The sequence below is a fragment of the Acinetobacter sp. CY73 genome, from assembly GCF_059515865.1.
Genome location: NZ_JCAKMZ010000029.1, coordinates 24896 through 48656, shown reverse-complemented (window position 1 = coordinate 48656; position 23761 = coordinate 24896). Strand labels below are relative to the sequence as shown.

21 protein-coding genes, 1 tRNA gene and 1 pseudogene are annotated in these 23761 nt (G+C 39.4%); 11 read left to right on the top strand and 12 right to left on the bottom strand.

Translation table 11 applies throughout. The features are described from left to right. Both AC5YD2_RS13095 and AC5YD2_RS13090 read right to left on the bottom strand, forming a co-directional pair. Positions 1-120, bottom strand: a pseudogene (locus AC5YD2_RS13095) (IS5/IS1182 family transposase); the annotation flags it as partial. A gap of 5 nt (positions 121-125) precedes the next feature. Further along, positions 126-749, bottom strand: coding sequence for a TetR/AcrR family transcriptional regulator (locus AC5YD2_RS13090; protein WP_496126761.1), 624 nt, complete (start codon positions 747-749; stop codon positions 126-128). 101 nt (positions 750-850) lie between these two features. Here AC5YD2_RS13090 and AC5YD2_RS13085 point away from each other — a divergent pair, with 101 nt between their 5' ends. Both AC5YD2_RS13085 and AC5YD2_RS13080 read left to right on the top strand, forming a co-directional pair. Then, on the top strand, positions 851-2206 hold the full coding sequence (locus AC5YD2_RS13085; protein ID WP_496126760.1) for a flavin-containing monooxygenase: 1356 nt from the start codon (positions 851-853) through the stop codon (positions 2204-2206). 215 nt (positions 2207-2421) lie between these two features. Then, complete coding sequence (locus AC5YD2_RS13080) at positions 2422-4056, top strand: long-chain-fatty-acid--CoA ligase (RefSeq protein ID WP_496126759.1); 1635 nt, start codon at positions 2422-2424, stop codon at positions 4054-4056. Positions 4057-4138: 82 nt separating this feature from the next. On the opposite strand, the gene AC5YD2_RS13075 is transcribed toward AC5YD2_RS13080, so the two are convergent. The 5 genes from AC5YD2_RS13075 to AC5YD2_RS13055 form a co-directional block, all read right to left on the bottom strand. Next, on the bottom strand, positions 4139-4324 hold the full coding sequence (locus AC5YD2_RS13075; RefSeq protein ID WP_496126758.1) for a hypothetical protein: 186 nt from the start codon (positions 4322-4324) through the stop codon (positions 4139-4141). Positions 4325-4375: 51 nt separating this feature from the next. Continuing rightward, positions 4376-5374 carry a cysteine synthase A gene (cysK, locus tag AC5YD2_RS13070; protein WP_496126757.1) on the bottom strand — a complete coding sequence of 333 codons (999 nt, stop codon included), beginning with the start codon at positions 5372-5374 and terminating at the stop codon, positions 4376-4378. A gap of 211 nt (positions 5375-5585) precedes the next feature. Further along, a complete protein-coding gene (locus AC5YD2_RS13065) occupies positions 5586-6266 on the bottom strand; it encodes a class I SAM-dependent methyltransferase (protein WP_496126755.1) in 681 nt (226 codons plus the stop codon). A gap of 166 nt (positions 6267-6432) precedes the next feature. Further along, positions 6433-8124: an AMP-binding protein gene (locus AC5YD2_RS13060; RefSeq protein WP_496126754.1), complete on the bottom strand. Its 1692-nt coding sequence runs from the start codon at positions 8122-8124 to the stop codon at positions 6433-6435. Positions 8125-8245: 121 nt separating this feature from the next. Next, on the bottom strand, positions 8246-8872 hold the full coding sequence (locus tag AC5YD2_RS13055) for a TetR/AcrR family transcriptional regulator (protein ID WP_496126753.1): 627 nt from the start codon (positions 8870-8872) through the stop codon (positions 8246-8248). A 145-nt stretch (positions 8873-9017) separates the two neighbouring features. Here AC5YD2_RS13055 and AC5YD2_RS13050 point away from each other — a divergent pair, with 145 nt between their 5' ends. The 8 genes from AC5YD2_RS13050 (at position 9018) to AC5YD2_RS13015 (ending at position 18691) form a co-directional block, all read left to right on the top strand. Beyond that, the gene (locus AC5YD2_RS13050; protein WP_496126752.1) at positions 9018-10190 is read left to right on the top strand and encodes an isovaleryl-CoA dehydrogenase; all 1173 of its coding nucleotides are present in this window, start codon (positions 9018-9020) and stop codon (positions 10188-10190) included. A gap of 59 nt (positions 10191-10249) precedes the next feature. Continuing rightward, on the top strand, positions 10250-11851 hold the full coding sequence (locus AC5YD2_RS13045) for a carboxyl transferase domain-containing protein (protein WP_496126751.1): 1602 nt from the start codon (positions 10250-10252) through the stop codon (positions 11849-11851). 35 nt (positions 11852-11886) lie between these two features. Then, positions 11887-12690, top strand: a complete 804-nt coding sequence (locus AC5YD2_RS13040; RefSeq protein WP_496126750.1) for an enoyl-CoA hydratase/isomerase family protein — start codon at positions 11887-11889, stop codon at positions 12688-12690. A 30-nt stretch (positions 12691-12720) separates the two neighbouring features. After that, positions 12721-14727, top strand: a complete 2007-nt coding sequence (locus tag AC5YD2_RS13035) for an acetyl/propionyl/methylcrotonyl-CoA carboxylase subunit alpha (RefSeq protein ID WP_496126749.1) — start codon at positions 12721-12723, stop codon at positions 14725-14727. Then, the gene (locus AC5YD2_RS13030; RefSeq protein ID WP_496126748.1) at positions 14724-15644 is read left to right on the top strand and encodes a hydroxymethylglutaryl-CoA lyase; all 921 of its coding nucleotides are present in this window, start codon (positions 14724-14726) and stop codon (positions 15642-15644) included. The genes AC5YD2_RS13035 and AC5YD2_RS13030 overlap by 4 nt, the downstream gene beginning before the upstream one ends. 89 nt (positions 15645-15733) lie before the next feature. Beyond that, positions 15734-16438, top strand: a complete 705-nt coding sequence (locus AC5YD2_RS13025) for a CoA transferase subunit A (protein WP_496126747.1) — start codon at positions 15734-15736, stop codon at positions 16436-16438. A gap of 3 nt (positions 16439-16441) precedes the next feature. Next, a complete protein-coding gene (locus AC5YD2_RS13020) occupies positions 16442-17074 on the top strand; it encodes a CoA transferase subunit B (RefSeq protein WP_496126746.1) in 633 nt (210 codons plus the stop codon). Positions 17075-17272: 198 nt separating this feature from the next. Beyond that, positions 17273-18691 (top strand): short-chain fatty acid transporter, encoded by a 1419-nt coding sequence (locus tag AC5YD2_RS13015; RefSeq protein ID WP_496126745.1) that lies wholly within the window; start codon positions 17273-17275, stop codon positions 18689-18691. 126 nt (positions 18692-18817) lie between these two features. Here AC5YD2_RS13015 and AC5YD2_RS13010 read toward each other — a convergent pair whose 3' ends face one another. Both AC5YD2_RS13010 and AC5YD2_RS13005 read right to left on the bottom strand, forming a co-directional pair. Then, positions 18818-19045, bottom strand: a complete 228-nt coding sequence (locus AC5YD2_RS13010) for a hypothetical protein (protein WP_496126744.1) — start codon at positions 19043-19045, stop codon at positions 18818-18820. 276 nt (positions 19046-19321) lie between these two features. Then, positions 19322-19398, bottom strand: a tRNA-Met gene (locus AC5YD2_RS13005). Between the two features lie 323 nt (positions 19399-19721). On the opposite strand from AC5YD2_RS13005, the gene dsbD reads away from it, so the two are divergent. Further along, positions 19722-21599 carry a protein-disulfide reductase DsbD gene (dsbD, locus tag AC5YD2_RS13000; RefSeq protein ID WP_496126765.1) on the top strand — a complete coding sequence of 626 codons (1878 nt, stop codon included), beginning with the start codon at positions 19722-19724 and terminating at the stop codon, positions 21597-21599. Positions 21600-21680: 81 nt separating this feature from the next. On the opposite strand, the gene AC5YD2_RS12995 is transcribed toward dsbD, so the two are convergent. The 3 genes from AC5YD2_RS12995 to AC5YD2_RS12985 all read right to left on the bottom strand — a co-directional run bounded on the left by AC5YD2_RS12995 (position 21681) and on the right by AC5YD2_RS12985 (position 23710). Beyond that, positions 21681-21923 carry a hypothetical protein gene (locus AC5YD2_RS12995; RefSeq protein WP_496126743.1) on the bottom strand — a complete coding sequence of 81 codons (243 nt, stop codon included), beginning with the start codon at positions 21921-21923 and terminating at the stop codon, positions 21681-21683. 102 nt (positions 21924-22025) lie between these two features. Continuing rightward, positions 22026-22262, bottom strand: a complete 237-nt coding sequence (locus AC5YD2_RS12990; RefSeq protein ID WP_496126742.1) for a hypothetical protein — start codon at positions 22260-22262, stop codon at positions 22026-22028. A gap of 302 nt (positions 22263-22564) precedes the next feature. After that, positions 22565-23710: a phospholipase A gene (locus tag AC5YD2_RS12985; RefSeq protein WP_496126741.1), complete on the bottom strand. Its 1146-nt coding sequence runs from the start codon at positions 23708-23710 to the stop codon at positions 22565-22567. Between the last annotated feature and the right edge of the window lie 51 nt (positions 23711-23761).

Here is a 23761-nt window from a genome sequence, read left to right as displayed (position 1 = left end):
CTTTTTAAGTGATTCTGCTTTTGCTAAAACCTCGACCATTTCAGTAAAAACTTGCCGAGGTACGCCAACCAAGCGTTTGAATTCAGAATCTGAAAAATGGTTTAATTTCTGATATCTCATGACATTTATATGGGGATAGTTTTTACTTTCGCAAGAGGTCTAATATACAAATGGCTCAATCGGATCGACTCTTGCAAAATCTCTGGAGTGACTTTGCCACATTTATAAAAACTATGTTTTAACAAGGCAAAAACAATTTCTATTAAATAAGTGATTTCCACCTTGTTTTGAAAAATCACAGGTTGACTCTTATTTTCAAAAATATAATGTAGATCCTCAGATATTTGCTCGATCACCATTTCTTGTAAGTTAAAGCCATCAACATGCATAGGACCACCTAAAATCAGAATACTGGCAGCTTTATTCAAATTATAAAATTCAGACACTCTGGTGATTAAATCAATCGTAATCTGTTTTGTCGTCCACGTTTTATAGTCTTCATTTTTAAATAACACATAGGCTTGTAAGGCTTCTAAATATCGTTTCACCATAATACTGAACAAATGATTTACTGTTGGAAAATACTGATAAATATTAATTTTTGGTAATTTTGCAGCCATAGCAATTTCGGGAATGGTACATTTATGAAGTCCATCTTTTTCTAATATTTGAACAGTAGTTTGAATCACATGTTCCAACCTATCTTTGCTTCTTTTTTGTACAGGCAACTTGATTTCATCGAACAGCATTTAAAACTTTCCTTTAGCTTTCTGATTAAAAATAAATCAATTATAGTCATAAAACCAACTATAATTGGTTTTAATAAAAATAAATATTCAAGGAACAGAATATGAATCGTGTATGTATTATCGGTGCAGGGCCATCAGGCATCACCGCAGCAAAAAACTGTCAACAAAATGGGATCTCATACGATGTTTTCGAAAAAAATGACAAAGTTGGTGGAAACTGGGTGTTTAATTCAGCGACGGGCCACTCTTCGGTCTATGAAAACGCGCACATCATCAGCTCGCGTACCATGTCTGAATATGAAGATTATCCAATGCCTAGCGACTATCCAGACTACCCTCGTCATGATCATTTACAAGCGTATTTTGAAAACTACTCCAAGCACTTTGGCGTCTATGATCAGATCAAATTTCATCATACTGTAGATTACGTCAAAAAAAACAGTGATGGAAAATGGAATGTAGAATTCACCGATAATCAGGGCGAAAACCACATGCAAACCTATGATTATCTGATGGTTTCCAATGGGCATCATTGGATGCCTAAGTATCCAAGTTATAAGGGTGAATTTACGGGTAAATGGATGCATTCCCATGATTTTAAGGGTGTGAATGATGAATGGCGTGGCAAGAAAATTTTGGTTATTGGCGCTGGAAACTCAGGCTGCGATGTTGCGGTTGAATCAGCGCGTGTTTCTAAAGACATTTATATCTCGATGCGAAGCCCGCAATGGTTTGTCCCCAAATTCATGCTCGGCTACCCGGCTGACATATTGGTCAAAGCACTTGAAAAATTATCCCCGAAAACCAGACAAAGACTACTCACTAAAATGGTGAAAGCATTTACAGGAAATTATGCTGACTTTGGTTTGCCTGTAAATGACAAACCGATGTTGACACAACATCCAACGGCAAACTCAGATTTTATTGACTATATTCGTCATGGAAAAATTAAACCCAAACCCGCGATTCAAAAGCTGGAGGGTAAAACTGTGCATTTTTTTGATGGTAGTTCAGCAGAATTTGACATTATTTGTTGCTGTACCGGATTTTGGACGGTATTCCCATTCTTCGACAAAGATTTCATCGATTTCCAACATGCTGAAAAACTCCCTCTTTATCGCAAAATGATGCATGCAGAACATGACAATCTTTATTTCATTGGCTTATTTCAACCGCTGGGCTGTATATGGCCAGCTTCGGATCATCAAGCCAATCTCGCTTGCCAAGAAATTTTAGGAAAATATAAACGCCCTAAAAACATGCAGCAAGCAATTGAAAATGAAATTAACAATCCACATTATAATTTTGAAGGTGGACAGCGTCATGCTGCTGAAGTGGACTATAACGATTTCAGAGCCGAGCTTGTTTCAGACTTAAAAACTGCTGGTGTATATATCCCTGAACGTAAAGCAGCTGTATCCATTAAGCAACTGTTAAAGTCTTTAGTCACAGCTTAATGACTCTTCTAGAATTGAATTAATATTTGTTAATGTTGAGCATCGGTGAATGAGCATAAACCTTTACTCAAACTTATATTTAGTGTATTCATTTAAAACACTGAACTCATCATGAGTACATTTTCAAACTAAATTTTTAATTTTAAAAAATCTCGATTTATTACAAAAAATGAAGTCAGCATGACCTCGAAATATAAAACATCAAGGAGAAATAAATGCACGGCAGAATGATGTTCCAGCCCCTTTTAGTGAGCAGTCTATTAGAACATGCTGCAACTTATCATCCCGACACTGCGGTCATTTCTAAAAATACAGATGGTTCAATGTTTGAAACCAACTGGCGAAATATTTCTGATAATGCAAAACGTGGCGCCAAAGCTTTATCTGCCTTGAAATTATCTCACGGCGATTGCGTTGCAACATTGGCATGGAATAACCATCGTCATATTGAATCGTGGTATGCTATTTCAGGGAGTGGTTTGATTTGTCACACCATCAACCCTCGGCTCTTTCCTGAACAGCTCATTTTCATTATTAATGATGCCAAAGACAAAGCGATCATTTTTGATAAGACTTTTTTACCCTTAATCACAGGCATTAAAGCGCATATTCCGTTGGTACAATCTTTTATCTGTTTAGATGCCTATGATGAAGCGGTTAAAACAGCGTTGCCTGAAGTTATTTTCTATGATGATCTTATCAGCGAACATAGCTCTGAGTATGATTGGCCTGAATTTGATGAAACCACAGCGAGCTCACTTTGCTATACATCAGGTACGACAGGCAACCCTAAAGGCGCACTCTACACTCATCGCTCAACGATTCTACATACACTGGCTGCAAGCTTGCCTGATTCACTAAATTTATCAGCACAAGACGTGATTTTACCTGTGGTTCCTATGTTCCATGTACATGCATGGGGAACACCTTATGCTGCTGCAATGATTGGTTGCACCATGATTTTACCTGGACCAGGTTTAGATGGTGATAGCTTGGTTAAACTCATAGATGATTACCAAGTCTCCGTGGCACTGGGTGTACCAACTATTTGGCAAGCGCTGTTAGCTTCTGCGAAGAAACTGAATAGTCCGCTCACGACATTAAAACGTAATGTGATAGGTGGTTCTGCTTGCCCGCCGACAATGCTCAAAACATTTAAAGATGTTTATGGCTGTGAAACCATTCATGCTTGGGGCATGACCGAAATGAGTCCACTTGGCACAGCCAACCAATTAAAAGCAAAACACAAAAATTTAAGCGAAGATGAGCGCTCTAAACTCCGACTGTCTCAAGGTCGACCACCTTATGGTGTAAGTATTCGTTTGGTTGATGAAGAAAATGGAACCAATACCCTACCGCATGATGGGGAAACCATAGGAAATCTGCAAGTGAAAGGTCACTGGGTGATTGAACGTTACTTTGGTCAATCAGAATCAAGTTTAACTTCAGATGGTTGGTTTGATACGGGTGATATTGCCAGTATGGATGAAGATGGCTATCTGCACATCAGTGATCGTGCAAAAGATTTAATCAAATCTGGGGGCGAATGGATTTCATCGGTTGAACTTGAAAACATTGCAATGGGTCACCCTGATATTGCCATGGCTGCCGCGATTGCAGCGGATCATCCTAAGTGGGATGAGCGCCCAGTGCTGATTGCTGTCAAAGCCCCTGATAGTCGGATTACTGAAGATCAATTGATTGAATACTACAGCGATAAAATCGCCAAATGGCAAACGCCTGATAAGGTGATTTTTGTGGATGCGATTCCACTCAGTGGTACTGGAAAAATGTTAAAGCGTAAACTACGTGAAGACTTTGGTTCTGTGCTTATGGAAGATAAATTTTAATCAAGGCTAAAATCCCTAACTGTTTTGTGTTAGGGATTTCTTATTCGTCCAATGTCTATTATTTATTTTCATTGGAAGCGTATTAGGTTTTTTGCTGATATATTTTTGGTCTGTTAATTTCCAAAAAATCTTCAGGTCTTTCTAAATTGTTAAAATCAAATTTACGATATAAACCATGAGCATCAGAGGTTGCTAAAAGAATTCTTCTTAAATGTTCAGCTCCACTTTGATCTAATAATGCTTTTACAATGATTTTAGAAATACTCAAAAATTATAAAAAAACCGACTCATATGAGTCGGTTTTATTTATTTCTTTATTTTACTCAGCTGAAATATCTTCAAATAGAACCGAAGATAAATAGCGCTCTCCCGCATCAGGTAAAATCACCACAATTGTTTTACCTGCATTTTCAGGACGTTCTGCTAATTTTTTAGCAGCAGCAAGAGCAGCTCCGCTTGAAATCCCGACAAATATACCTTCTTGTGTTGCTGACAACCGTGCAACATCAATCGCTTCTTGGTTTTCAATTGCAATGACTTCATCCACCAAGTCTAAATCAAGATTGCCTGGAATAAAGTTTGCACCAATGCCTTGAATCTTGTGGGGTCCAGGTGTCAAAGTTTCACCACGTTTGGTTTGACCAATAATCGGTGAGTCTGCTGGTTCTACAGCTACAGAATGGATCGGCTGATTTTTTACTTTTTCGAAATAACGCGAAATCCCTGAAATTGTACCCCCCGTACCAACTCCCGCAACCAAGATATCGACTTGACCGCCTGTTGCAGCAAAGATCTCTGGACCCGTTGTTTCTTCATGGATTTTAGGGTTAGCAGGGTTCTCAAATTGCTGTGGCAAGTAATAAAGTTCAGGGTTTTCTGTCGCCAAACGCACTGCTTCTTCAACAGCACCTTTCATGCCTTTCGCGGGTTCAGTTAACACTAGATTTGCACCTAAGGCTTTAAGCACTTTACGGCGTTCAATACTCATACTTGCAGGCATGGTTAAGGTAATGTCATAGCCTTTCGCCGCAGCAACAAAAGCCAACGCAATGCCTGTATTACCACTTGTTGGTTCTACAATGTGCATACCTTTTTTAAGTTTTCCACTTCTTTCAGCATCAGCGATCAACGCTGCGCCGATACGGTCTTTTACAGAAAATGCAGGATTACGACTTTCAATTTTAGCAAGAACGGTTGCACCGCCCGTAATGAGACGATTAATACGAACCAAAGGTGTATTACCAATCGCTTCTGCATTATTTGAATACACTGCGATACCTAGATTTTCTGTACTTGGAAATTGCGGATCTGTAGACATGATCTTCCCTTTTATATTCATAAACATATGGATTGATCATAATCTTTTTTCATTTTAGATATATAAACATTTGTAAAAAAACAATATAAAATTATGCGAATTGCATATATAAAATAAAGAAATAGAGATACTTATCTAAAAATGTTCCGATGTTTATATGCTAAGTTTATTGCATTCCTAATCGTCTGGCACTCCCAACCGACTTGAGGTCTTAAGCTTCTTTTTGATAAGCAATAACACCATAGAAATTTGAAATCTGTGTAAAACATTCTGTCGTATGGAAACCACAGTTCCTCAAAAGTTGTTGCATGTCTTGGATACTGATCAATTCAAAATCATCCTCCAAACGCTCAACCATGATTTGGCTTTGTTTTTCACTGAGTCCCAAACTTTCAGTGAGATATTTTAAGTGTTGAATGTGTCCCTGATCTTTAAATTTCATCAGATCAAAACTCATTAAAAAGCCATTTGGTTTTAAGGACTGTTGAATCTCTTTAAAGTACTGCTTCTTTTGAGATGGATTTAAGAAATGCGAGACTAAAATGGCTAAAGCGACATCAAATTGCTGCGCATGATTTTCTAAAACACTTGAATCGCCAATTCTAAATTCAATTTTTTCTAACTCATTTGACTGTAAACGTGTTTTGGCTTTGTTGATCATTTCTTCAGATGGATCGAAGGCGACAAAACTCGCTTCTGGAAAGGTCTCCAATAAATATTCAAGTTCATAGCCTGTACCGCATCCTGCGATCAAAATTTTAGCACTTATAGAAAGCTGAGTTTTTAATATTGACCTAATTTGCAGATGAACCAATTCATAACCCGGAATCAAGCATCGGATATGATCGTCATAGGCTTCCACCACTTTCGGATGATTAAAGTTTTTGGCCATCTATCCCTCTTAAACAACCTGAATTTAAACTATTGATGACATAAATTTTGATGGATATATGCCATTGAGAGAAAAATAAAAGAATCTTTTAAATGAACACAGTACAGACACATACCAAATGCATTGAAATTTGATATGTGTCTCCATGCTTCTATGCTCAATAGATTTATGTCATTTCGTCTTGAAGATTTAACTCTTCTCGCATGAACTCTTGTAGCTTAAATTTTTGCGCTTTACCAGAAGCTGTCATTGGAAACTCGGTAAAGAATCTCACATAGCGCGGCACTTTATTATGCGAAATATGCTCTTTGCAGTAATTGCGAATGCATTCATCGGTGACAGTATGACCTTCTTGTAAAATGATACAGGCGCATAACTCTTCGCCGTAGCGACGATCAGGTAAACCAATCACCTGTACATCCATCACATCTGGGTGCTTATACAAGAAATCTTCAATTTCTTTGGGGAACAAGTTTTCACCCCCTCGAATGACCACATCTTTAATTCGACCTTTGATCTTTATAAAGCCATGTTCATCCATTTCAGCGATATCACCCGTGTGCATCCATTTAGCCACATCGACCACTTCACGCGTTTTTTCCTCTTCTTCCCAGTAACCGAGCATCACTGAATATCCACGGACACACAGTTCGCCCAGTTTTCCACGCGGAACAACTTTACCTTGTTCATCGACAATTTTAATTTCAATATGTGGATGCACGCGACCCACAGTACTGACACGTTGTTCTAACGAATCCGATGTCGAACTCTGTGCACTCACAGGAGAGGTTTCGGTCATACCATAGCAAATCGTAATATCTCGCATGTGCATACGATCTATGACTCTTTGCATAATTTCACGAGGACACGGACTCCCCGCCATGATCCCAGTTCTAAGACTGCTTAGATCAAATTGATCAAACTGCTCATGTTCAAGCATTCCAATGAACATGGTCGGTACGCCGTAAGCAGCGGTACATTTTTCTTGTTCAATGGCTTTTAAACTCTCCAGTGGATTGAACACTGCAGCGGGATAAACCATAGTCGAACCATGCGTAATACAGGCCAAATTCCCCATGACCATACCGAAACAATGGAATAGTGGTACAGAAATACAGACGCGATCTTGCGGTGTTAAATGAATCGCCTCACCCACAAAGTATCCATTGTTTAGAATATTGTTGTGCGTCAACATCGTACCTTTCGGATTACCTGTTGTGCCTGAGGTGAATTGAATATTGATGGTTTCATCAAATTGCAAATCAGCAGCAATGGCTTCAAGTTGCGCTAATTGTTCGTTTGTTGGTTCAGGCATGAGATCTGAAAAACGATGAAAACCGACTTGTTCTTGATCATCAATTTTAATCACTGATTTTAAATGCGGTAAATTTTCAGCATTTAAAACTTTATCATTGGCATTATTAATTTCAGGCGCAATTTTGGTCAGAATTTCTTGATAATCTGTGGTCTTAAAATTGGATGCAATAATCAGTGCCTTACAGGAGACTTTATTCAGCACAAACTCAAGTTCACTGCTTTTATAGGATGGATTTAGATTGACTAAAATGATCCCTGCTTTGAATGCAGCAAATTGAGAAATCGTCCATTCCACACAGTTAGGCGACCAAATCCCTAAGCGATCCCCTTTATTTAAACCCAGTTTTATCAAGCTACATGCAAATGCATTGACCTTGTCTTGCAACTGTTTATAACTGAGTCGTACATTTTGATGCACGCTGATTACCGCATCCTGATCGGCATATTGTAGACATGCTTGATCAAATTTATCGCCTATGGTCATCCCCAGTAAGGGTTGCTGACTGGTGCCATAGGCATAACTGAGTCGTACCTGAGTCATTGAATCTTACTCCTTGATTCATTTTTAATTCTTTCGTTCTATGTTCAATCAATTGATCTATATATACTTCACTTGTTTACAATTATTTTTAAAGCACTTCCTTTTGTGCAAAACAACTAAGCTAGACTTCCCCCTTCATTTGAACTGCGTTTACACAAAAATCAACGATTTGCTTCACAAAATAACCTTTGTAATGTTCATCGAAAATAACATTGCGAGATGGATTTAAAGGTTCAATCACAACAAAGGTCATTGCACCAACGACACATAATGCTGCTGTATTTAAATCTTCAAACACAAAGTCACCATTCGCTTTCCCTTCAGCAAGAATCTCTTTGATTGATTCCTTGATCATTTGCTTACTACGAAAACGTTCATGTTCTAACACTGCATCAATCGGTTCAAACATCAGTGAATACGATAACTGAGGACTATTCAAAGCACGCTTCACGAAGGTTTGAACCGCTTTTTGCAACTTCTCTGTACTACCGAGTTGACTTTTTGCAATGGTGTTTAAAATATCAATCTCACGCATAATTGCATTCGACAATACTTCAATCAAAATCTGATTTTTATTTTCAAAATAGCGATAAACCAAACCACTTGAAACCCCTGATTTCTCAGCAATAGCCTGAACTTGCGCTTCTTTGAAACCACCAATTGCAATCAGATCACGCGCAGACTGCAATATGGATTGCCTGTTCTGCATCATTCTTTCTTGCATTAAAGATGATCTTTTATAGCTCATAATCGTGTACCTAATCAACTAAAATGAATTATAAATCATTTTGTGAATTTTAATTCACTTTTTTATAAAATATAGGTATTGTATGTTTAAAGCAAAGTGAAATTGCTTTTAATGAAATAAGAAATAAAATTTTTAGGATGAAAATATGAATTTACATAGCATCGACTTTGGACTGGATGAAACTTTAATTGCACTGCGTGATTCAGTCGCTGCCTTTTGTGCTAAAGAAATTGCACCAATTGCCGCTCAAGTAGATAAAGACAATCTATTCCCTGCTCATTTATGGAAAAAGTTGGGTGATATGGGACTCATGGGGCTCACCGTCAGTGAAGAATACGGCGGCATCAATATGGGCTATCTTGCGCACATCATTGTGATGCAAGAAATCTCGCGTGCTTCGGCTTCTATTGGCCTATCGTATGGCGCACATTCAAATTTATGTATTAACCAAATCAACCGTAATGGTTCAGAAGCACAAAAACAGAAATACTTACCTAAACTGATTTCTGGTGAATACGTCGGTGCACTCGCCATGTCTGAACCGAATGCAGGCTCTGATGTCGTCAGCATGAAACTTAAAGCAGAAGATCAAGGTGATCATTTTATTTTAAATGGTTCGAAAATGTGGATCACCAATGGTGGTGATGCTGATGTACTGGTCGTTTATGCCAAAACAGATCTAAATGCGGGTGCAAAAGGCATGACTGCATTCTTGATTGAGAAAGATATGGAAGGTTTTAGCCATGGTAGCCACTTAGACAAACTGGGTATGCGGGGTTCGAACACTTATCCTTTGTTCTTTGACAATGTCAAAGTGCCAAAAGAAAACGTGATGGGTGGTGTTGGCAATGGTACTAAAGTCCTCATGAGTGGTTTGGACTACGAACGTGCCGTACTCAGTGGTGGCCCGCTCGGTATTATGGATGCTTGCTTAGATGCAGTGATTCCTTACATTCACGAACGTAAACAGTTTGGTCAATGCTTAGGTGAGTTTCAACTCATGCAAGGCAAAATTGCAGATATGTATTCAACTTGGCTTGCAAGTAAAGCGCTGGTTTACGCTGTTGGTGCAGCTTGTGACAAAGCCGATCATGACCGTGGTTTACGTAAAGATGCAGCCAGTGCCATCCTCTACTCTGCTGAAAAAGCCACTTGGATGGCAGGTGAAGCGATTCAAACCTTGGGTGGGAATGGTTATATCAATGACTATGACACCGGTCGTTTATGGCGTGATGCAAAACTCTACGAGATTGGTGCAGGTACGTCTGAGATTCGCCGTATGTTGATCGGTCGTGAATTGTTTAATGAAACCAAATAATGATGAATGAAGTATTAGTAGAAGATAGCGTGAAATAAAAATATACAGGGACGTGATTCATGAACGAAATTCAAAGCAAAATCAATGTTCGATCAGAAGATTTCAAAATCAACCAAGCTGCAATGCTTGCGTTAGTAGATGATTTAAAACAAAAGGCACAAACCATTGCTTTAGGCGGCGGTGAAAAGGCCCGTCAAAAGCACTTAGATCGAGGCAAGTTGTTGCCACGTGAACGTATTGACCAACTCATCGATGCAGGGACTGCATTTTTGGAGATTGGTCAATTGGCGGCTTATCAGGTTTATGCGGACGATGTGCCTGCTGCTGGCGTTGTTGCAGGTATCGGTCAAGTGCAGGGTGTGACCTGTATGATTGTTGCCAACGATGCCACTGTGAAAGGTGGAACTTATTATCCACTTACAGTGAAAAAGCATTTACGGGCGCAAGAAATCGCTGAACAAAATCATTTACCGTGTATTTATCTGGTTGATTCAGGTGGTGCGTTCTTGCCCATGCAAGATGAAGTTTTCCCTGACCGTGATCATTTTGGACGCATTTTCTATAACCAAGCACGTATGTCAAGCCAAGGCATTGCACAAATTGCGGTGGTCATGGGGTCTTGTACCGCAGGTGGTGCCTATGTTCCTGCGATGTCAGATGAAACCATTATTGTGCGTAACCAAGGGACGATTTTCTTAGGTGGTCCACCACTGGTGAAAGCTGCAACGGGTGAAGTGGTCAGTTCTGAAGATTTGGGTGGCGGTGATGTCCATACCCGCCTGTCTGGGGTTGCAGATCATTTGGCTGAAAATGATGAACATGCGATTGCAATCGCTCGTAATATTGTAAAGAACCTCAACATCAAAGCGAATCCGCCACTACAAGCCATTGAAGAACCGCTTTATGACCCTAAAGAGTTGTATGGCGTGATTCCAAGTGATGCACGTAAACCTTTTGATATTCGTGAAGTCATTGCCCGGATTGTGGATGGCTCGCGTTTAGATGAATTTAAAGCCCGTTTCGGCACCACCTTAATTACCGGTTTTGCCACGCTCTACGGCATGCCTGTTGGGATTATTGCCAATAACGGTATTCTATTTTCGGAATCTGCACAAAAAGGCGCGCACTTTATTGAACTGTGTACCCAACGCAATATTCCGCTGATTTTTATCCAAAATATCACCGGTTTCATGGTCGGTCGTCAGTATGAAAATGAAGGTATCGCCAAAAATGGTGCCAAGCTGGTGATGGCGGTTGCGACTGCCAATGTCCCTAAATTGACCTTGGTGGTCGGTGGTTCATTTGGTGCAGGTAACTATGGCATGTGTGGCCGTGCCTACTCTCCTCGATTCCTGTGGACTTGGCCGAATTCCAGAATTTCTGTGATGGGTGGTGAGCAAGCGGCAAGCGTATTGTCGACGTTAAAACGTGATCAAATTGAAGCGCGTGGTGAAGCATGGTCTGCGGAACAAGAAGATCAATTTAAACAGCCGTTTCGAGATCAATTTGAAAAACAAGGTCATCCGTATTATGCCTCTTCTCGCCTGTGGGATGACGGTGTGATTGATCCAGCCGAGTCTCGTCATGTTTTGGGCTTAAGTTTAGCGGCTGCAATGAATGCGCCAATTCAACCCACCAAGTTTGGCGTGTTCCGCATGTAAACACCCAACATGAACATCAAGAATTGGAGAAAAAGATGCGCTATCAATATTTAGAACTCGAACAAAAAGATCAAGTGGTTACCGTCTGGCTCAATCGTGCTGAACTACACAATGCTTTTAATACGCAGGTGATTGAAGAGCTTAATAATTGTTTTACCACACTCAATGCACGAGATGATGTTCGTGTGGTGATTTTGGCGGGACGTGGTAAAAGTTTCTCTGCGGGTGCAGACCTGAATTGGATGAAACAAGCAGGTCAAGCCTCTAAAGCAGACAATGAAGCCGATGCCTTAAAACTGGCCAAAATGTTGCAAAGTTTAGCCACTTTAAAGCAACCCACGATTGCCCGTGTGCACGGCATCGCTTTTGGTGGTGGCATGGGATTGGCTTCAGCCTGCGATATTTGTGTGGCAAGTGTTGATGCTCAATTTGCAACTTCAGAAGTTCGTTTGGGTTTAGCCCCATCAACCATTAGCCCTTATGTGATTCGTGCGATTGGTGCACGTCAAGCTTCACGTTATTTCCTCACTGCTGAACGGATTAATGCCGAACAAGCTCAAAACATTGGCTTGGTGCATGAGATCAGCTCAAATGAAGATTTAGATCTAAAAGTGAATGAAATTGTCCAAGCTTTATTACTCGGTGGTCCTGAAGCACAAGCATCCTCCAAACAACTCATTCAATTGGTTGATCAACAAGAATTAACTGAAGCATTATTGCTAGAAACAGCACAACACATTGCACATGTCCGTCAAGGTGCTGAAGCAAAGAATGGATTGACTGCATTTTTAAATAAGCAAAGTCCAGATTGGATCAAGACTGCGGTATATGCGGTATAACAGCATCAAAAAAGAATAAGGATATTGATTATGTTTAATAAAATTTTAATTGCGAACCGAGGTGAAATTGCTTGTCGTGTCATTCGCAGTGCAAAAAAACTCGGCATTGCAACCGTTGCCGTGTATTCAGATGCAGATGCCCATTCACAACATGTCAAACTGGCTGATGAAGCGATTTATATCGGTGAATCTCCTGCTGCACAAAGTTATTTACAAGCAGATCGTATTATTCAAGCGGCACTCGATACTGGCGCGGAAGCGATTCACCCAGGTTATGGCTTTTTATCTGAAAATGACAAATTCGCTGAAGCTTGCGAAAAAAATAACATTACTTTTATCGGGCCTCCAGTCGCAGCGATTTTAGCGATGGGTCTAAAAGCCACCTCTAAAACACTCATGGAAAAAGCGGGTGTCCCGTTAACACCGGGTTATCACGGCAACAACCAAGATGCTGACTTTTTAAAACAGCAAGCTGATAGCATTGGCTACCCTGTGTTGATTAAAGCCTCTGCCGGTGGCGGTGGTAAAGGAATGCGTTTAGTAGACTGTAGTGAAGATTTCTTAAGTGCATTGGCGTCCTGTAAATCTGAGGCAAAATCAAGCTTTGGTAATGATGATGTGCTGATTGAACGTTATGTGGTGAATCCACGTCATATTGAAGTGCAAGTCTTTGGTGATCAACATGGCAATTATGTACATTTATTTGAGCGTGATTGTTCAGTTCAGCGCCGTCATCAAAAGGTTTTAGAAGAAGCACCTGCGCCAAAAATGCAGGAAGCAAAACTTGAAGCCATGCGTGAAGCTGCGATCAATGCTGCACGTGCTGTCGATTATGTCGGTGCAGGAACAGTTGAATTCATCGTTGAGCAAGATGGTACAGCTTACTTCATGGAAATGAATACGCGTCTTCAAGTTGAACATCCTGTGACTGAAATGATCACAGGACAAGACTTGGTGGAATGGCAACTTCGTGTCGCTTTTGGTGAGCCATTACCGAAGCAACAACATGAGCTCCAAATTCATGGTCATGCGCTTGAAGCACGTGTCTATGCAGAAGAACCCGAAAAAGGTTTTATGCCTGCGATAGGACAAATCAACTATCTACACTACCCAACTCAAAATGATTTTGTACGTGTTGATAGCGGTATTGTTGAGGGTGACGAAATCACCACGTTCTATGACCCGATGATCGCAAAATTGATCGTTTGGGGTGAAAACCGTGAAGCGGCTTTGGTACAAATGCACAATGCGCTCAGTCAATTCCATGTCGAAGGTTTAGGCAACAACATTGCCTTCTTAGATCGTTTGGTTGGCAGTGAATCATTTACTCATGCCAATTTGGATACCAATCTGATTCAGCGTGAAGAAGATTATTTATTTAAGACAGTACAACACACCTCAAATGAACTCATTGCATCAGCGGCATTGACTGAATTATTACTCCGTTCTAGCCAAAACAAAGTAGCCAATAATCCAGTATGGCAAGCAGATCCGCTTTGGCGTAGCAATGTAAAAAGTAGCTACCCAATCAAGTTTAAATTGGCAGATCAACAGCTCATTGTTCGATTAACTTCAAATCATGGAACTTTGGGTCAGCCTCGTTTTACTGCTGAGATAAATGGTGAACAGATTGAGTTGAGTGGTGAAATACTCAATAAAAATTTAGTTGTGGTTGAGTTGCAAGGCAAGAAGCATAAATTGGCATTTAGTCAGTCTCAAGATGCTTTAACCATTTTCCAAAATGGTAAAACTTATGCATTTCATTACATTAAAAATAATTTCAGCGCTGAAGATTCAGCAGGTTCTGAAGGTAATCTGAAAGCGCCAATGCCAGGAGCGATTACCCAAGTCTTTGTGACCGCCAATCAAAGCGTAAAAAAAGATGACGTTTTACTTACTCTTGAAGCCATGAAAATGGAATATGCCATTCGTGCGCCGTTTGATGGTGTGGTGGTTGCTTCCTACTTCCAAAAAGGTGATCAAGTCAAAGCGGGTGATGAATTGGTCGAATTCCAAGCGCTTGAGGAGGTTGCATGAACTTAGATCCTCATACTTCCAATGTTGTCAAAATCGTTGAAGTTGGTCCACGAGATGGACTGCAAAATGAAAAGACGCCATTGACGTTGGATGACCGTAAAAATCTGATTTTAGATTTAATGAAAACAGGACTCAAAAATATTGAAGTCGGCTCTTGTGTCTCTGCTAAATGGGTTCCTCAAATGGCAGACAGCGATGTGCTGTATCGCCAACTCCCACACGATCCTGAAATTCAATTCAGCCTGCTTACGCCAAATTTAAAAGGTTTTGAATCTGCACTTGCTGTGGGTTGTACTGAAGTTGCAGTCTTTACGGCAGCGTCAGAAAGCTTTACCCGAAAGAATATCAACTGCAGCATTGATGAAAGTTTTGACAAATTTGCGGATGTTTTGACTTTAGCCAAAGCCAATAACATCAAAGTGCGTGGCTATGTCTCTTGCATCGTAGATTGCCCTTATGAAGGTGCAATCGAGCCTGAAAAAGTCGCTTATGTGGCGAAACGATTATTGGATATGGGTTGTTATGAAGTGTCTTTGGGTGAAACCATTGGTACAGCTATGCCTGATCGAGTTGAAAAAGTTTGGAATGCATGTCTTGAACAGATAAACGCACAATTTTTAGCGGGTCATTTCCATAATACCTACGGCATGGCCATTGCCAATATTTACCAATCTTTGACCCAAGGCATTCGAACCTTTGATTCATCCATTGCAGGTCTGGGCGGTTGCCCCTATGCCAAAGGTGCTTCAGGCAATGTCTCCACTGAGGATTTATTCTATCTACTTTCAAAAATGGGCTTTGAAACTGGCATTGATGTAGATGCACTGATGCAGGCTTCTCAAAATGTAAGCCACGTATTAAAGCGTCAAAATCCGTCTAACTATGCCAATGCCTATTGGCAAACACGATGCGCTTAAAATTTTAAAAATCTAAATCAACACCGAATGCTGAAAAGGTATTTGGCTAAAACTCAAAATGTACTCAATGATTGAGAATGAGGTGTTTAATGACCAATAAAGTATATGAATCTGCTGAGGCAGCACTCAAAGGCATTGTTCATGACGGACACACTTTAGCCGTTGGAGGCTTTGGTTTGTGCGGGATTCCTGAAGCCTTAATCTCAGCCTTAAAAGACACGGGTGCAAAGGATCTTACCTGTATTTCTAATAATGCTGGGGTTGATGGTTTCGGACTAGGTCTTTTGCTTGAAACCAAACAAATAAAAAAAATGATCGCCTCTTATGTCGGTGAAAATAAAGAATTTGAACGCCAGTTTTTAAATGGTGAGCTTGAAGTCGAACTGACCCCACAAGGCACATTGGCAGAGAAACTTCGTGCAGGTGGTGCGGGCATCCCTGCTTTCTTTACTCAAACAGGTGTCGGAACACTTGTTGCTGAAGGTAAAGAAGTCCGTGAATTTAACGGCAAAGAATATATTTTAGAAGAATCTCTGACTGCCGACGTCGCGTTAGTCAAAGCCTACAAAGCCGATAAAGCAGGAAATTTAATTTTCCGTAAAACCGCTCAAAACTTCAATCCAGTCTGCGCGATGGCAGGCAAAATCAGTATTGCTGAAGTGGAAGAAATTGTTGAAATCGGTGAATTAGATCCAGATGCCATTCATTTACCTGGCATCTACATCAATCGCATTGTGTTGAATGCTCAACCTGAAAAAAGTATCGAACAAATGACTTTAAAGGCGGAGGCTTAAACCATGGCTTGGACACGCAATGAAATGGCGCAGCGCGCAGCTTTAGAGCTTGAAGATGGGTTTTATGTCAATCTAGGGATTGGTCTGCCTACTCTTGTCGCGAACTATATTCCTGAACATATCAATGTTTGGCTTCAATCTGAAAATGGCTTATTGGGCATTGGTGAATTTCCAACGGCTGACACAGTGGATGCAGATTTAATTAATGCAGGCAAGCAAACGGTGACCGCACGAAAAGGAGCTTCATTTTTCTCAAGTGCAGACTCATTTGCCATGATCCGTGGGGGTCATGTCAATATTGCAATTTTAGGGGCAATGGAAGTATCGAAAACAGGTGATCTTGCCAACTGGATGATTCCGGGTAAAAAAGTCAAAGGTATGGGCGGTGCAATGGACTTGGTGGCAGGTGTGCAAAAAGTCGTGGTATTGATGGAACACTGTGCGAAAGATGGCACGCCTAAAATTGTAGACAAATGTGCTCTACCACTGACAGGTAAAGGCGTGGTTCATCGCGTCATTACCGATTTAGGCGTACTTGATATTACAGCTCAAGGTGTCAAATTGGTTGAACTCGCTAAAGATGTCACTTTTGATGAAATTCAAAAAGTGACTGGTGTGCATTTAATCCAAGCTTAATGTGTTGACAGATCAATATGACATAGCTCGTCGTATTTTTAGCCTGAAATTTTGATTTGAATTCTTTCCATACAACATTTCGGGCTCACTTTAATCAAAAAATTAATTTACGAAAGCCATTTTAAAAATCTATTTAAAAAAATGAAGTAAGGAAAAAGTTCATTAAGGAAAAGCCAACACTAAAATAAGGACGGAATTATGGATAATTCTCAAAATATACTGCAACGATTTGCACTGAGTGTCAGTAACTGGGCTGAAAAATGGTTTCCAGACTCTTATATCTTTGCGCTACTTGGCGTAGTCATCGTTGCAGTTGCCGCCATTGGGATTGGTGCTCCTGTTCAAGATGTTGCGAACTCCTTTGGCAACGGTTTCTGGAGCTTAATCCCATTCACCATGCAAATGTGTATGTTGATTATCGTGGGTTATGTGGTCTCTGTTTCAAAACCTGTCGAAATGCTTATTCAAAAGATGGCGCAAATTCCGAACTCTGGACGAAATGCTATTGTCTTGGTTGCGACGGTCAGTTTACTGATTTCGCTGATTAACTGGGCGATGAGTACGGTATTGACTGCACTGCTTGTGATTGCGTTGGCTAAACGCAAAGAACTGAATATGGATTATCGTGCTGCCGCAGCGGCTGCGATTATTGGGATGGGGGCGACTTGGGCGCTTGGTATTAGCTCGTCAGCAGCACAACTTCAAGCCAATAAAGCAAGCCTTCCTGAGCCAATCTATAATCTCTCGGGTGTGATTCCATTTACGGAAACCATTTTCCTCCCTCAATCCATGATCATGACCGCTGTTTTGATTATTGCCTCTATTGCGATCTGTTACTGGTCTGCGCCTAAAGGCAATAGCATCAAAACCATGGATCAATTTGATATTGAATTGGATGAAGATAAACCCATTGCTGATCAGACTGAAACCAAGAAAAGACCTGGAGAATGGTTAGAAAATTCCCCCATTTTAAGCATATTGATTGTAGTCTTGGGTTTGCTCTGGATGTTCAATGAATTTGGCAAAAGTAATCCCATTATTGTGATTTCCAGTTTGAACACTTACAACTTCATTTTCCTCATGTTGGGTATTGCGCTGCATGGTACCCCACGCAATTTCTTAAATGCTGTATCGAAAGCCGTTCCTGCAGTTTCAGGTGTTTTGATTCAATTTCCACTGTACGGCAGTATTGCATTTATCATGACCAATGCCATGAACAGTGCTGATCTTTCACTTTCACATTATATTGCTGAGTTCTTTGTATCAATCGCTTCAAAAGAAACGTTTGCGATTGTGATGGGCATTTATTCTGCCATTTTAGGTTTCTTTATTCCATCAGGTGGTGGTAAATGGATTATTGAAGCGCCTTATGTCATGCAAGCAGCCCATGATTTAAAAGTCCATCTGGGTTGGTCTGTACAGATTTATAATGCAGCAGAAGCTCTTCCCAATTTAATTAACCCATTCTTCATGTTACCCATGTTGGGGATACTTAAACTCAAAGCAAAAGATGTAATTGGATTTACAGTAACCCAATTGGTTTTCCATATTCCATTGGTATTGTTCTTATTGTGGATCCTTGGACGTACATTAACGTATACGCCTCCCGTGTTTTAAAGCTTTGTTCTAAAACTTAAATGATTCAATTAAATAAATAACCCAATAACTATAAAGTTGGAAATACAAAAAACCGCCAAATTTGGCGGTTTTTTTATTTTTTTAAGGATACTAAATTGTGTTTAATTAACACACTCTAGACTCTAAACGGAACATTTCGTGAACGCCAGTATAAAAACTACGGCCATCTAAGTTCAAATCAATTTCGATACCAGATTGAAGTAATACTTTTTTACCCACTTCAACCCACTCAAACCCTTCACGGGTACTTTGCATTTTTTTTGATGGAACCAACGATACTAAAATTTCACTACCATTTACAGATTTTGCAATTACATTTTCAAATTTATTCAACATTTACACCAATAATATACGACAATACAAATTCCAAAATTAGAATTTATAACAAACAATGAATTAAAGATTTAAGATCAATATTTAGAGAGGATATTTAAATTTATCTTTTTGTTTAACGATTTAGCTTAACAACACTGCAACTATAATTTTCATTAGAATGACCATCCACTTGGAAGCCACTTTCACATCAATTTACGCTTTAGACAAACTATACTGATCAATTACTTTACTTAAATACATCCAATCATTTTACAGAATTGCTGTTTTAATGATTGGTAGCGGGAGCTGGATTTGAACCAACGACCTTCGGGTTATGAGCCCGACGAGCTACCAGACTGCTCCATCCCGCATCAATAAGTACATTTATACAGAAAAACGATTAGTTCGTCAACCATTATATTGACCTAATTCTATTTATAGGCCTAAATCTTCCCTATATTAAGTGCTTATCAGACTACTAAACATCTTAAGAAATTTAAATAGATTATTTTTTAATCGCTATTATGTATTAAAAGCTTTAACTGACATCATTGTAATCAAGTCTGTTTCAGCTCAATACTACTTAGAAATTAGAATGACTTCACTTCCTCTGTTGAATCGTCAATAATAATCACATCACTCATCTTGTAGGGTATTGGATTTGCGAACAACTTATTCACTCGGTTTAGCATTAATGCTAAGTGCCAGTTCCCTGACATTCGCAAATTCTGAATTCCTTGCTGCAGACCAAGCCTTTAAATTTTCAGCCGAATCGACTGCGACAGATCAAGTTCAACTTAAATGGAACATTCAACCGCATTACTATTTGTATCATGATCAATTCAAAATTAGCGCGTCAGGGCAAAGCGTGGAGTTTCAACTTCCTAAAGGTGAAAAAAAAGATGATCCAACCTTTGGAATTACTGAAGTTCATTACAATCAAGTTTCGACTCAAATAAAGGTCAAGCCCAATACTCAATATAAAATTACGTGGCAAGGTTGCTCACAAGATGGATTGTGCTACCCCTTACAATCTCAAAGCATCAATACAGACCAAGATGGTTTGATTCCACAACTCAGCATAAACAAAGATGCATTTAGTCAAAACAGTTTTAACCAGAACAATAAAGCTGACAGTTTAATTGAACAAGCAAACTCCAACCTACAAGTTGATGCGATTAAAAATACTCGCATTAGCAATCCAAACGATATTTTAAAACAAAGTAATGTCACTCAAGATATTCAGCAAGCAGATCAAAATCCTCAATCTGAAAATGAATTAAGCAGCACAACGTCATTACAATGGAATGATGATCAATCTTTTTTTAGTTTACTTTCAGCAGATTCAATCTGGCTCAATCTCTTTATCTTTTTTGGCTTAGGGATATTGCTGGCTTTCTTGCCTTGCTCTTTACCCCTTATTCCCATTATTTCCTCTCTGATTATTCAAAGACAATCTGGGTTCCGAGCAGCGACTATTGCATCTAGTTTCATCATCAGTATGGCAGCTGTTTATGGACTGATGGGTATCTTTGTAGCTGAAATAGGCTATAGTTTTCAACGCTGGTTTCAAAGTCCTGGGGTCATTTCTTTTTTTGCGGGCTTATTTGTTTTATTTGCATTGAGCTTATTTGGATTATTTCAGTTAAGTTTACCTCAATCATGGGTAAATCGTCTAAATCACTTTCAAGATCAACAAAAAACAGGAACGTTGATTGGTACGATGGCAATGGGAGCACTTTCAGCACTGATTGTTGGTCCATGTATGAGTGCGCCACTGGCAGGCGCACTCCTTTTTGTTTCGCAAAGTAATGATGCATCGATGGGTGGTGTATATCTATTTATCCTTGGTTTAGGAATTGGTTTCCCTCTCTTTATTGCTTGCGTTTTTGGTTCTAAACTCTTGCCTAAACCGGGTGAATGGATGAATCATTTAAAAATTCTCTTTGGATTTTTAATGCTGGGACTTGCGGCTTACTTTATACGCCCGATGCTTAACGCCAACATCTACTACTATGCTGTAGCACTGATTTCACTGTTCGCCTTTATCTATATCATTCATATCATTTTAAAAACTCACAAACTTGCACCACGGTTATTTATTGCCCTTATAGGTCTGCTCGCTTTATATTTTTCTTATACCAATATCATGCAAGGTTTAGAGCTCGCTAAAATCGAACGTGTAGAATCAACTTTACATCCTTGGAAGAAAGTGACCACACAACTCGAATTGGATCATGCGCTTGCAGATGCTCAAAGTTTAAATAAAATTGCCGTTGTGGATGTCTATGCAGATTGGTGTGTTGCTTGCCAACCGATTGAAAACGAGGTCTTCCCTCGTGTTGACGTACAAAAGGCTTTAAAAGGCTACTATTTGATTAAACTAGATTTATCAGTGCAAAACAAATCACAAGATCTCATTTTAAAACAACACGAAATCTTAGGTCCTCCCACACTTTTATTTTTTGATCTACAAGGTCAAGAAATTCGAAACTCACGTTTAACGGGTACATTCAAAGCAGAGAAATTGATAGAAAATTTACGAATGTCATCTATCTTAAGTTCTAATTAAATTCAAATTAGTCTGACACGAAATTATGGCACTTAACGTGCCATTTTGATTTAACCCTTCAATTTGATCAAAAAAATCGAATTAATCTGTGTAAATTCTAATAAGACGTTCTCTACAAACCAATCTATAACCCAAGTTGGGTATTGCATTAAGTTCAAGATTGAGTTTGTGCTGTTTAGCAGATTGTATTTCCGCCATAAATAATGCTCTTTGACCTTCATTAGAATGAGCAAATATGAAACAGCGATCACTGTATTCAACAGCATGCATCAACAAATCTAAACTTCGATAATACTGCTCACGAATTTTCAGCTCAGGAACCATATGAGCGCCTGTTTGAACACGATAATGTATACGACCAATATTGATCTCTGGATCGACTGTTGCAACATTATATAAATATGTTTGAAATCCTTTTTGCTGGGCTTATTTTAAAAAATCAACTTGGATTTCATGAGACATCACCGTTTTAAAGCTAAAACTAATCTTCATCGCTAGAAATTCAAATCGAACTAAATCGATAATGCTTGCTGCGAGATATGAATCAATATCAGATGCTTCAAATTGCATGATTTTCTGTTGAACAATTGGGGTTTCCGACAATAATGCTGAACTGATATTCTCAGACCGAATGTACTGATTCAAAAGCTTGATGAAATGCATGAATTCCCAGTTGAGGAATGAGTACTTCCTCAGCAACTGTTGTATGCATCGTTGTAAATACTGACATAATCTACCCCAAAACTCATGGTTCGTTTTAAACACATGATGAGCTCTTATGGAGACTTATTTCATATTATCATATCAGCGATATTGGTCTAATAATGCAGCAATGACTTATAAAACAATGACAGTATCTATATAAGTCATACATTTAGTTAAATACGCTTTGAACCAAGATAAAAAAAGCCACTTAGAAAAGTGGCTTTTTACATTTGTCTAAATATTTCTCAATACATCTTTTTTTAAAATGCATTCATCAAAGAAACACCTAAACCGACATAAGTTGCACGGTGGTTATAGTCAATCAGACTTTCACCATAACCGTCAAAAAGTTGAAAGTGTCCGCGTAATTTACCACTGATAGGAAAAGCCCAATCGAATTGCGCTGCACCGCGTGCCTCATCACCACCTTTCAGTGAGTGACGTAACATTAAAGTGAAATCATGGTCGTTCCAACGATAGAAAGTTGTTAAATCACCACGTCCGATATAGTTTTTAATATCAGGATTATTGTCATCTTTAAAATCTTCTTCAATTCGATACCAAGGACGAATCATCATGGCGAAGTTGTCTTTTTCAAAACCAACATTCAACATCACCCGATTCCAACTTCTTGAAAGCGGGTCAGAACGACCATTGGATTGGTGATTCAAAGTCAGACCGAGTAATCGACCATTTAAACCTAGCAAGTTGTAGTTGGTATGAAAAATCAAACTGGCTTCTGGCTCATAGTTAGTTTCACGAAATGGACGTGATTCTTCAGAGTTGTATACCTGCCAACGCGATGACTGCGTATAGCCAAGCCAAATGTCACCATTATTACCAATTAAGTTCTCTACTGCTTTGGTTTTGAGTGAAATCTGGAATTTAGCTTCCATCGATTTTAAATTTTGGTCATCCTCAACTGTATTTTGAGAGTTTGGACTTTTAGGAAATTCATTTTTATCTGTCGTCCAAAAAGCCGGGAGTAAATAAACAGGCTGATGCGCACGAATATTCCATGTACCCAGCTTACTATCGGCTGAAAGTTCCCAGCGTTTATCAAACAGAGATGATTTTGGATCAACGTGATCCCCTTCAACGCTGAATAAATTTTCAACTTTATCTTCAATTTTAGCTTTTAAAGTTTCAGGCTCTGGTTTGTCTTCAAGTTCGGTAGCTGCACGTTGTTCAGAAACCAGTACAGGGCTTTGTTGAGGTGCTTTAAAAAGTGCATCATAACAAGCTAAACGGTCGGCATTTGACTCGAGTGCCGTACATGCCTGTGAGCTAGCAGGATTAATTTGTGCAGATGAATCTTGCGCATGAGCGAAAGAAATGCCTCCAAACCCAAGCATCATAGAGATGCTCAGATTCAAAGGACTAAGTTCAAGTGTTTTAAACAACATAGAAAACTCCCCAAAAGGTTTTTATATTATGATTGAAATAAACCATTAAAC

What these genes read in the sequence shown, in the direction of transcription:
- AC5YD2_RS13050 (WP_496126752.1), top strand. Translation starts at nt 9,018, where the DNA reads ATGAATTTACATAGCATCGACTTTGGACTGGATGAAACTTTAATTGCA.
- AC5YD2_RS13060 (WP_496126754.1), bottom strand. Translation starts at nt 8,124, where the DNA reads ATGACTCAGGTACGACTCAGTTATGCCTATGGCACCAGTCAGCAACCC.
- AC5YD2_RS13080 (WP_496126759.1), top strand. Translation starts at nt 2,422, where the DNA reads ATGCACGGCAGAATGATGTTCCAGCCCCTTTTAGTGAGCAGTCTATTA.
- cysK (WP_496126757.1), bottom strand. Translation starts at nt 5,374, where the DNA reads ATGTCTACAGATCCGCAATTTCCAAGTACAGAAAATCTAGGTATCGCA.
- AC5YD2_RS13090 (WP_496126761.1), bottom strand. Translation starts at nt 749, where the DNA reads ATGCTGTTCGATGAAATCAAGTTGCCTGTACAAAAAAGAAGCAAAGAT.
- AC5YD2_RS12985 (WP_496126741.1), bottom strand. Translation starts at nt 23,710, where the DNA reads ATGTTGTTTAAAACACTTGAACTTAGTCCTTTGAATCTGAGCATCTCT.
- AC5YD2_RS12995 (WP_496126743.1), bottom strand. Translation starts at nt 21,923, where the DNA reads ATGGTTCCTGAGCTGAAAATTCGTGAGCAGTATTATCGAAGTTTAGAT.
- AC5YD2_RS13065 (WP_496126755.1), bottom strand. Translation starts at nt 6,266, where the DNA reads ATGGCCAAAAACTTTAATCATCCGAAAGTGGTGGAAGCCTATGACGAT.
- AC5YD2_RS13035 (WP_496126749.1), top strand. Translation starts at nt 12,721, where the DNA reads ATGTTTAATAAAATTTTAATTGCGAACCGAGGTGAAATTGCTTGTCGT.
- AC5YD2_RS13085 (WP_496126760.1), top strand. Translation starts at nt 851, where the DNA reads ATGAATCGTGTATGTATTATCGGTGCAGGGCCATCAGGCATCACCGCA.
- AC5YD2_RS13025 (WP_496126747.1), top strand. Translation starts at nt 15,734, where the DNA reads ATGACCAATAAAGTATATGAATCTGCTGAGGCAGCACTCAAAGGCATT.
- AC5YD2_RS13030 (WP_496126748.1), top strand. Translation starts at nt 14,724, where the DNA reads ATGAACTTAGATCCTCATACTTCCAATGTTGTCAAAATCGTTGAAGTT.
- AC5YD2_RS13040 (WP_496126750.1), top strand. Translation starts at nt 11,887, where the DNA reads ATGCGCTATCAATATTTAGAACTCGAACAAAAAGATCAAGTGGTTACC.
- dsbD (WP_496126765.1), top strand. Translation starts at nt 19,722, where the DNA reads ATGCTAAGTGCCAGTTCCCTGACATTCGCAAATTCTGAATTCCTTGCT.
- AC5YD2_RS13020 (WP_496126746.1), top strand. Translation starts at nt 16,442, where the DNA reads ATGGCTTGGACACGCAATGAAATGGCGCAGCGCGCAGCTTTAGAGCTT.
- AC5YD2_RS12990 (WP_496126742.1), bottom strand. Translation starts at nt 22,262, where the DNA reads ATGCATTTCATCAAGCTTTTGAATCAGTACATTCGGTCTGAGAATATC.
- AC5YD2_RS13045 (WP_496126751.1), top strand. Translation starts at nt 10,250, where the DNA reads ATGAACGAAATTCAAAGCAAAATCAATGTTCGATCAGAAGATTTCAAA.
- AC5YD2_RS13055 (WP_496126753.1), bottom strand. Translation starts at nt 8,872, where the DNA reads ATGAGCTATAAAAGATCATCTTTAATGCAAGAAAGAATGATGCAGAAC.
- AC5YD2_RS13015 (WP_496126745.1), top strand. Translation starts at nt 17,273, where the DNA reads ATGGATAATTCTCAAAATATACTGCAACGATTTGCACTGAGTGTCAGT.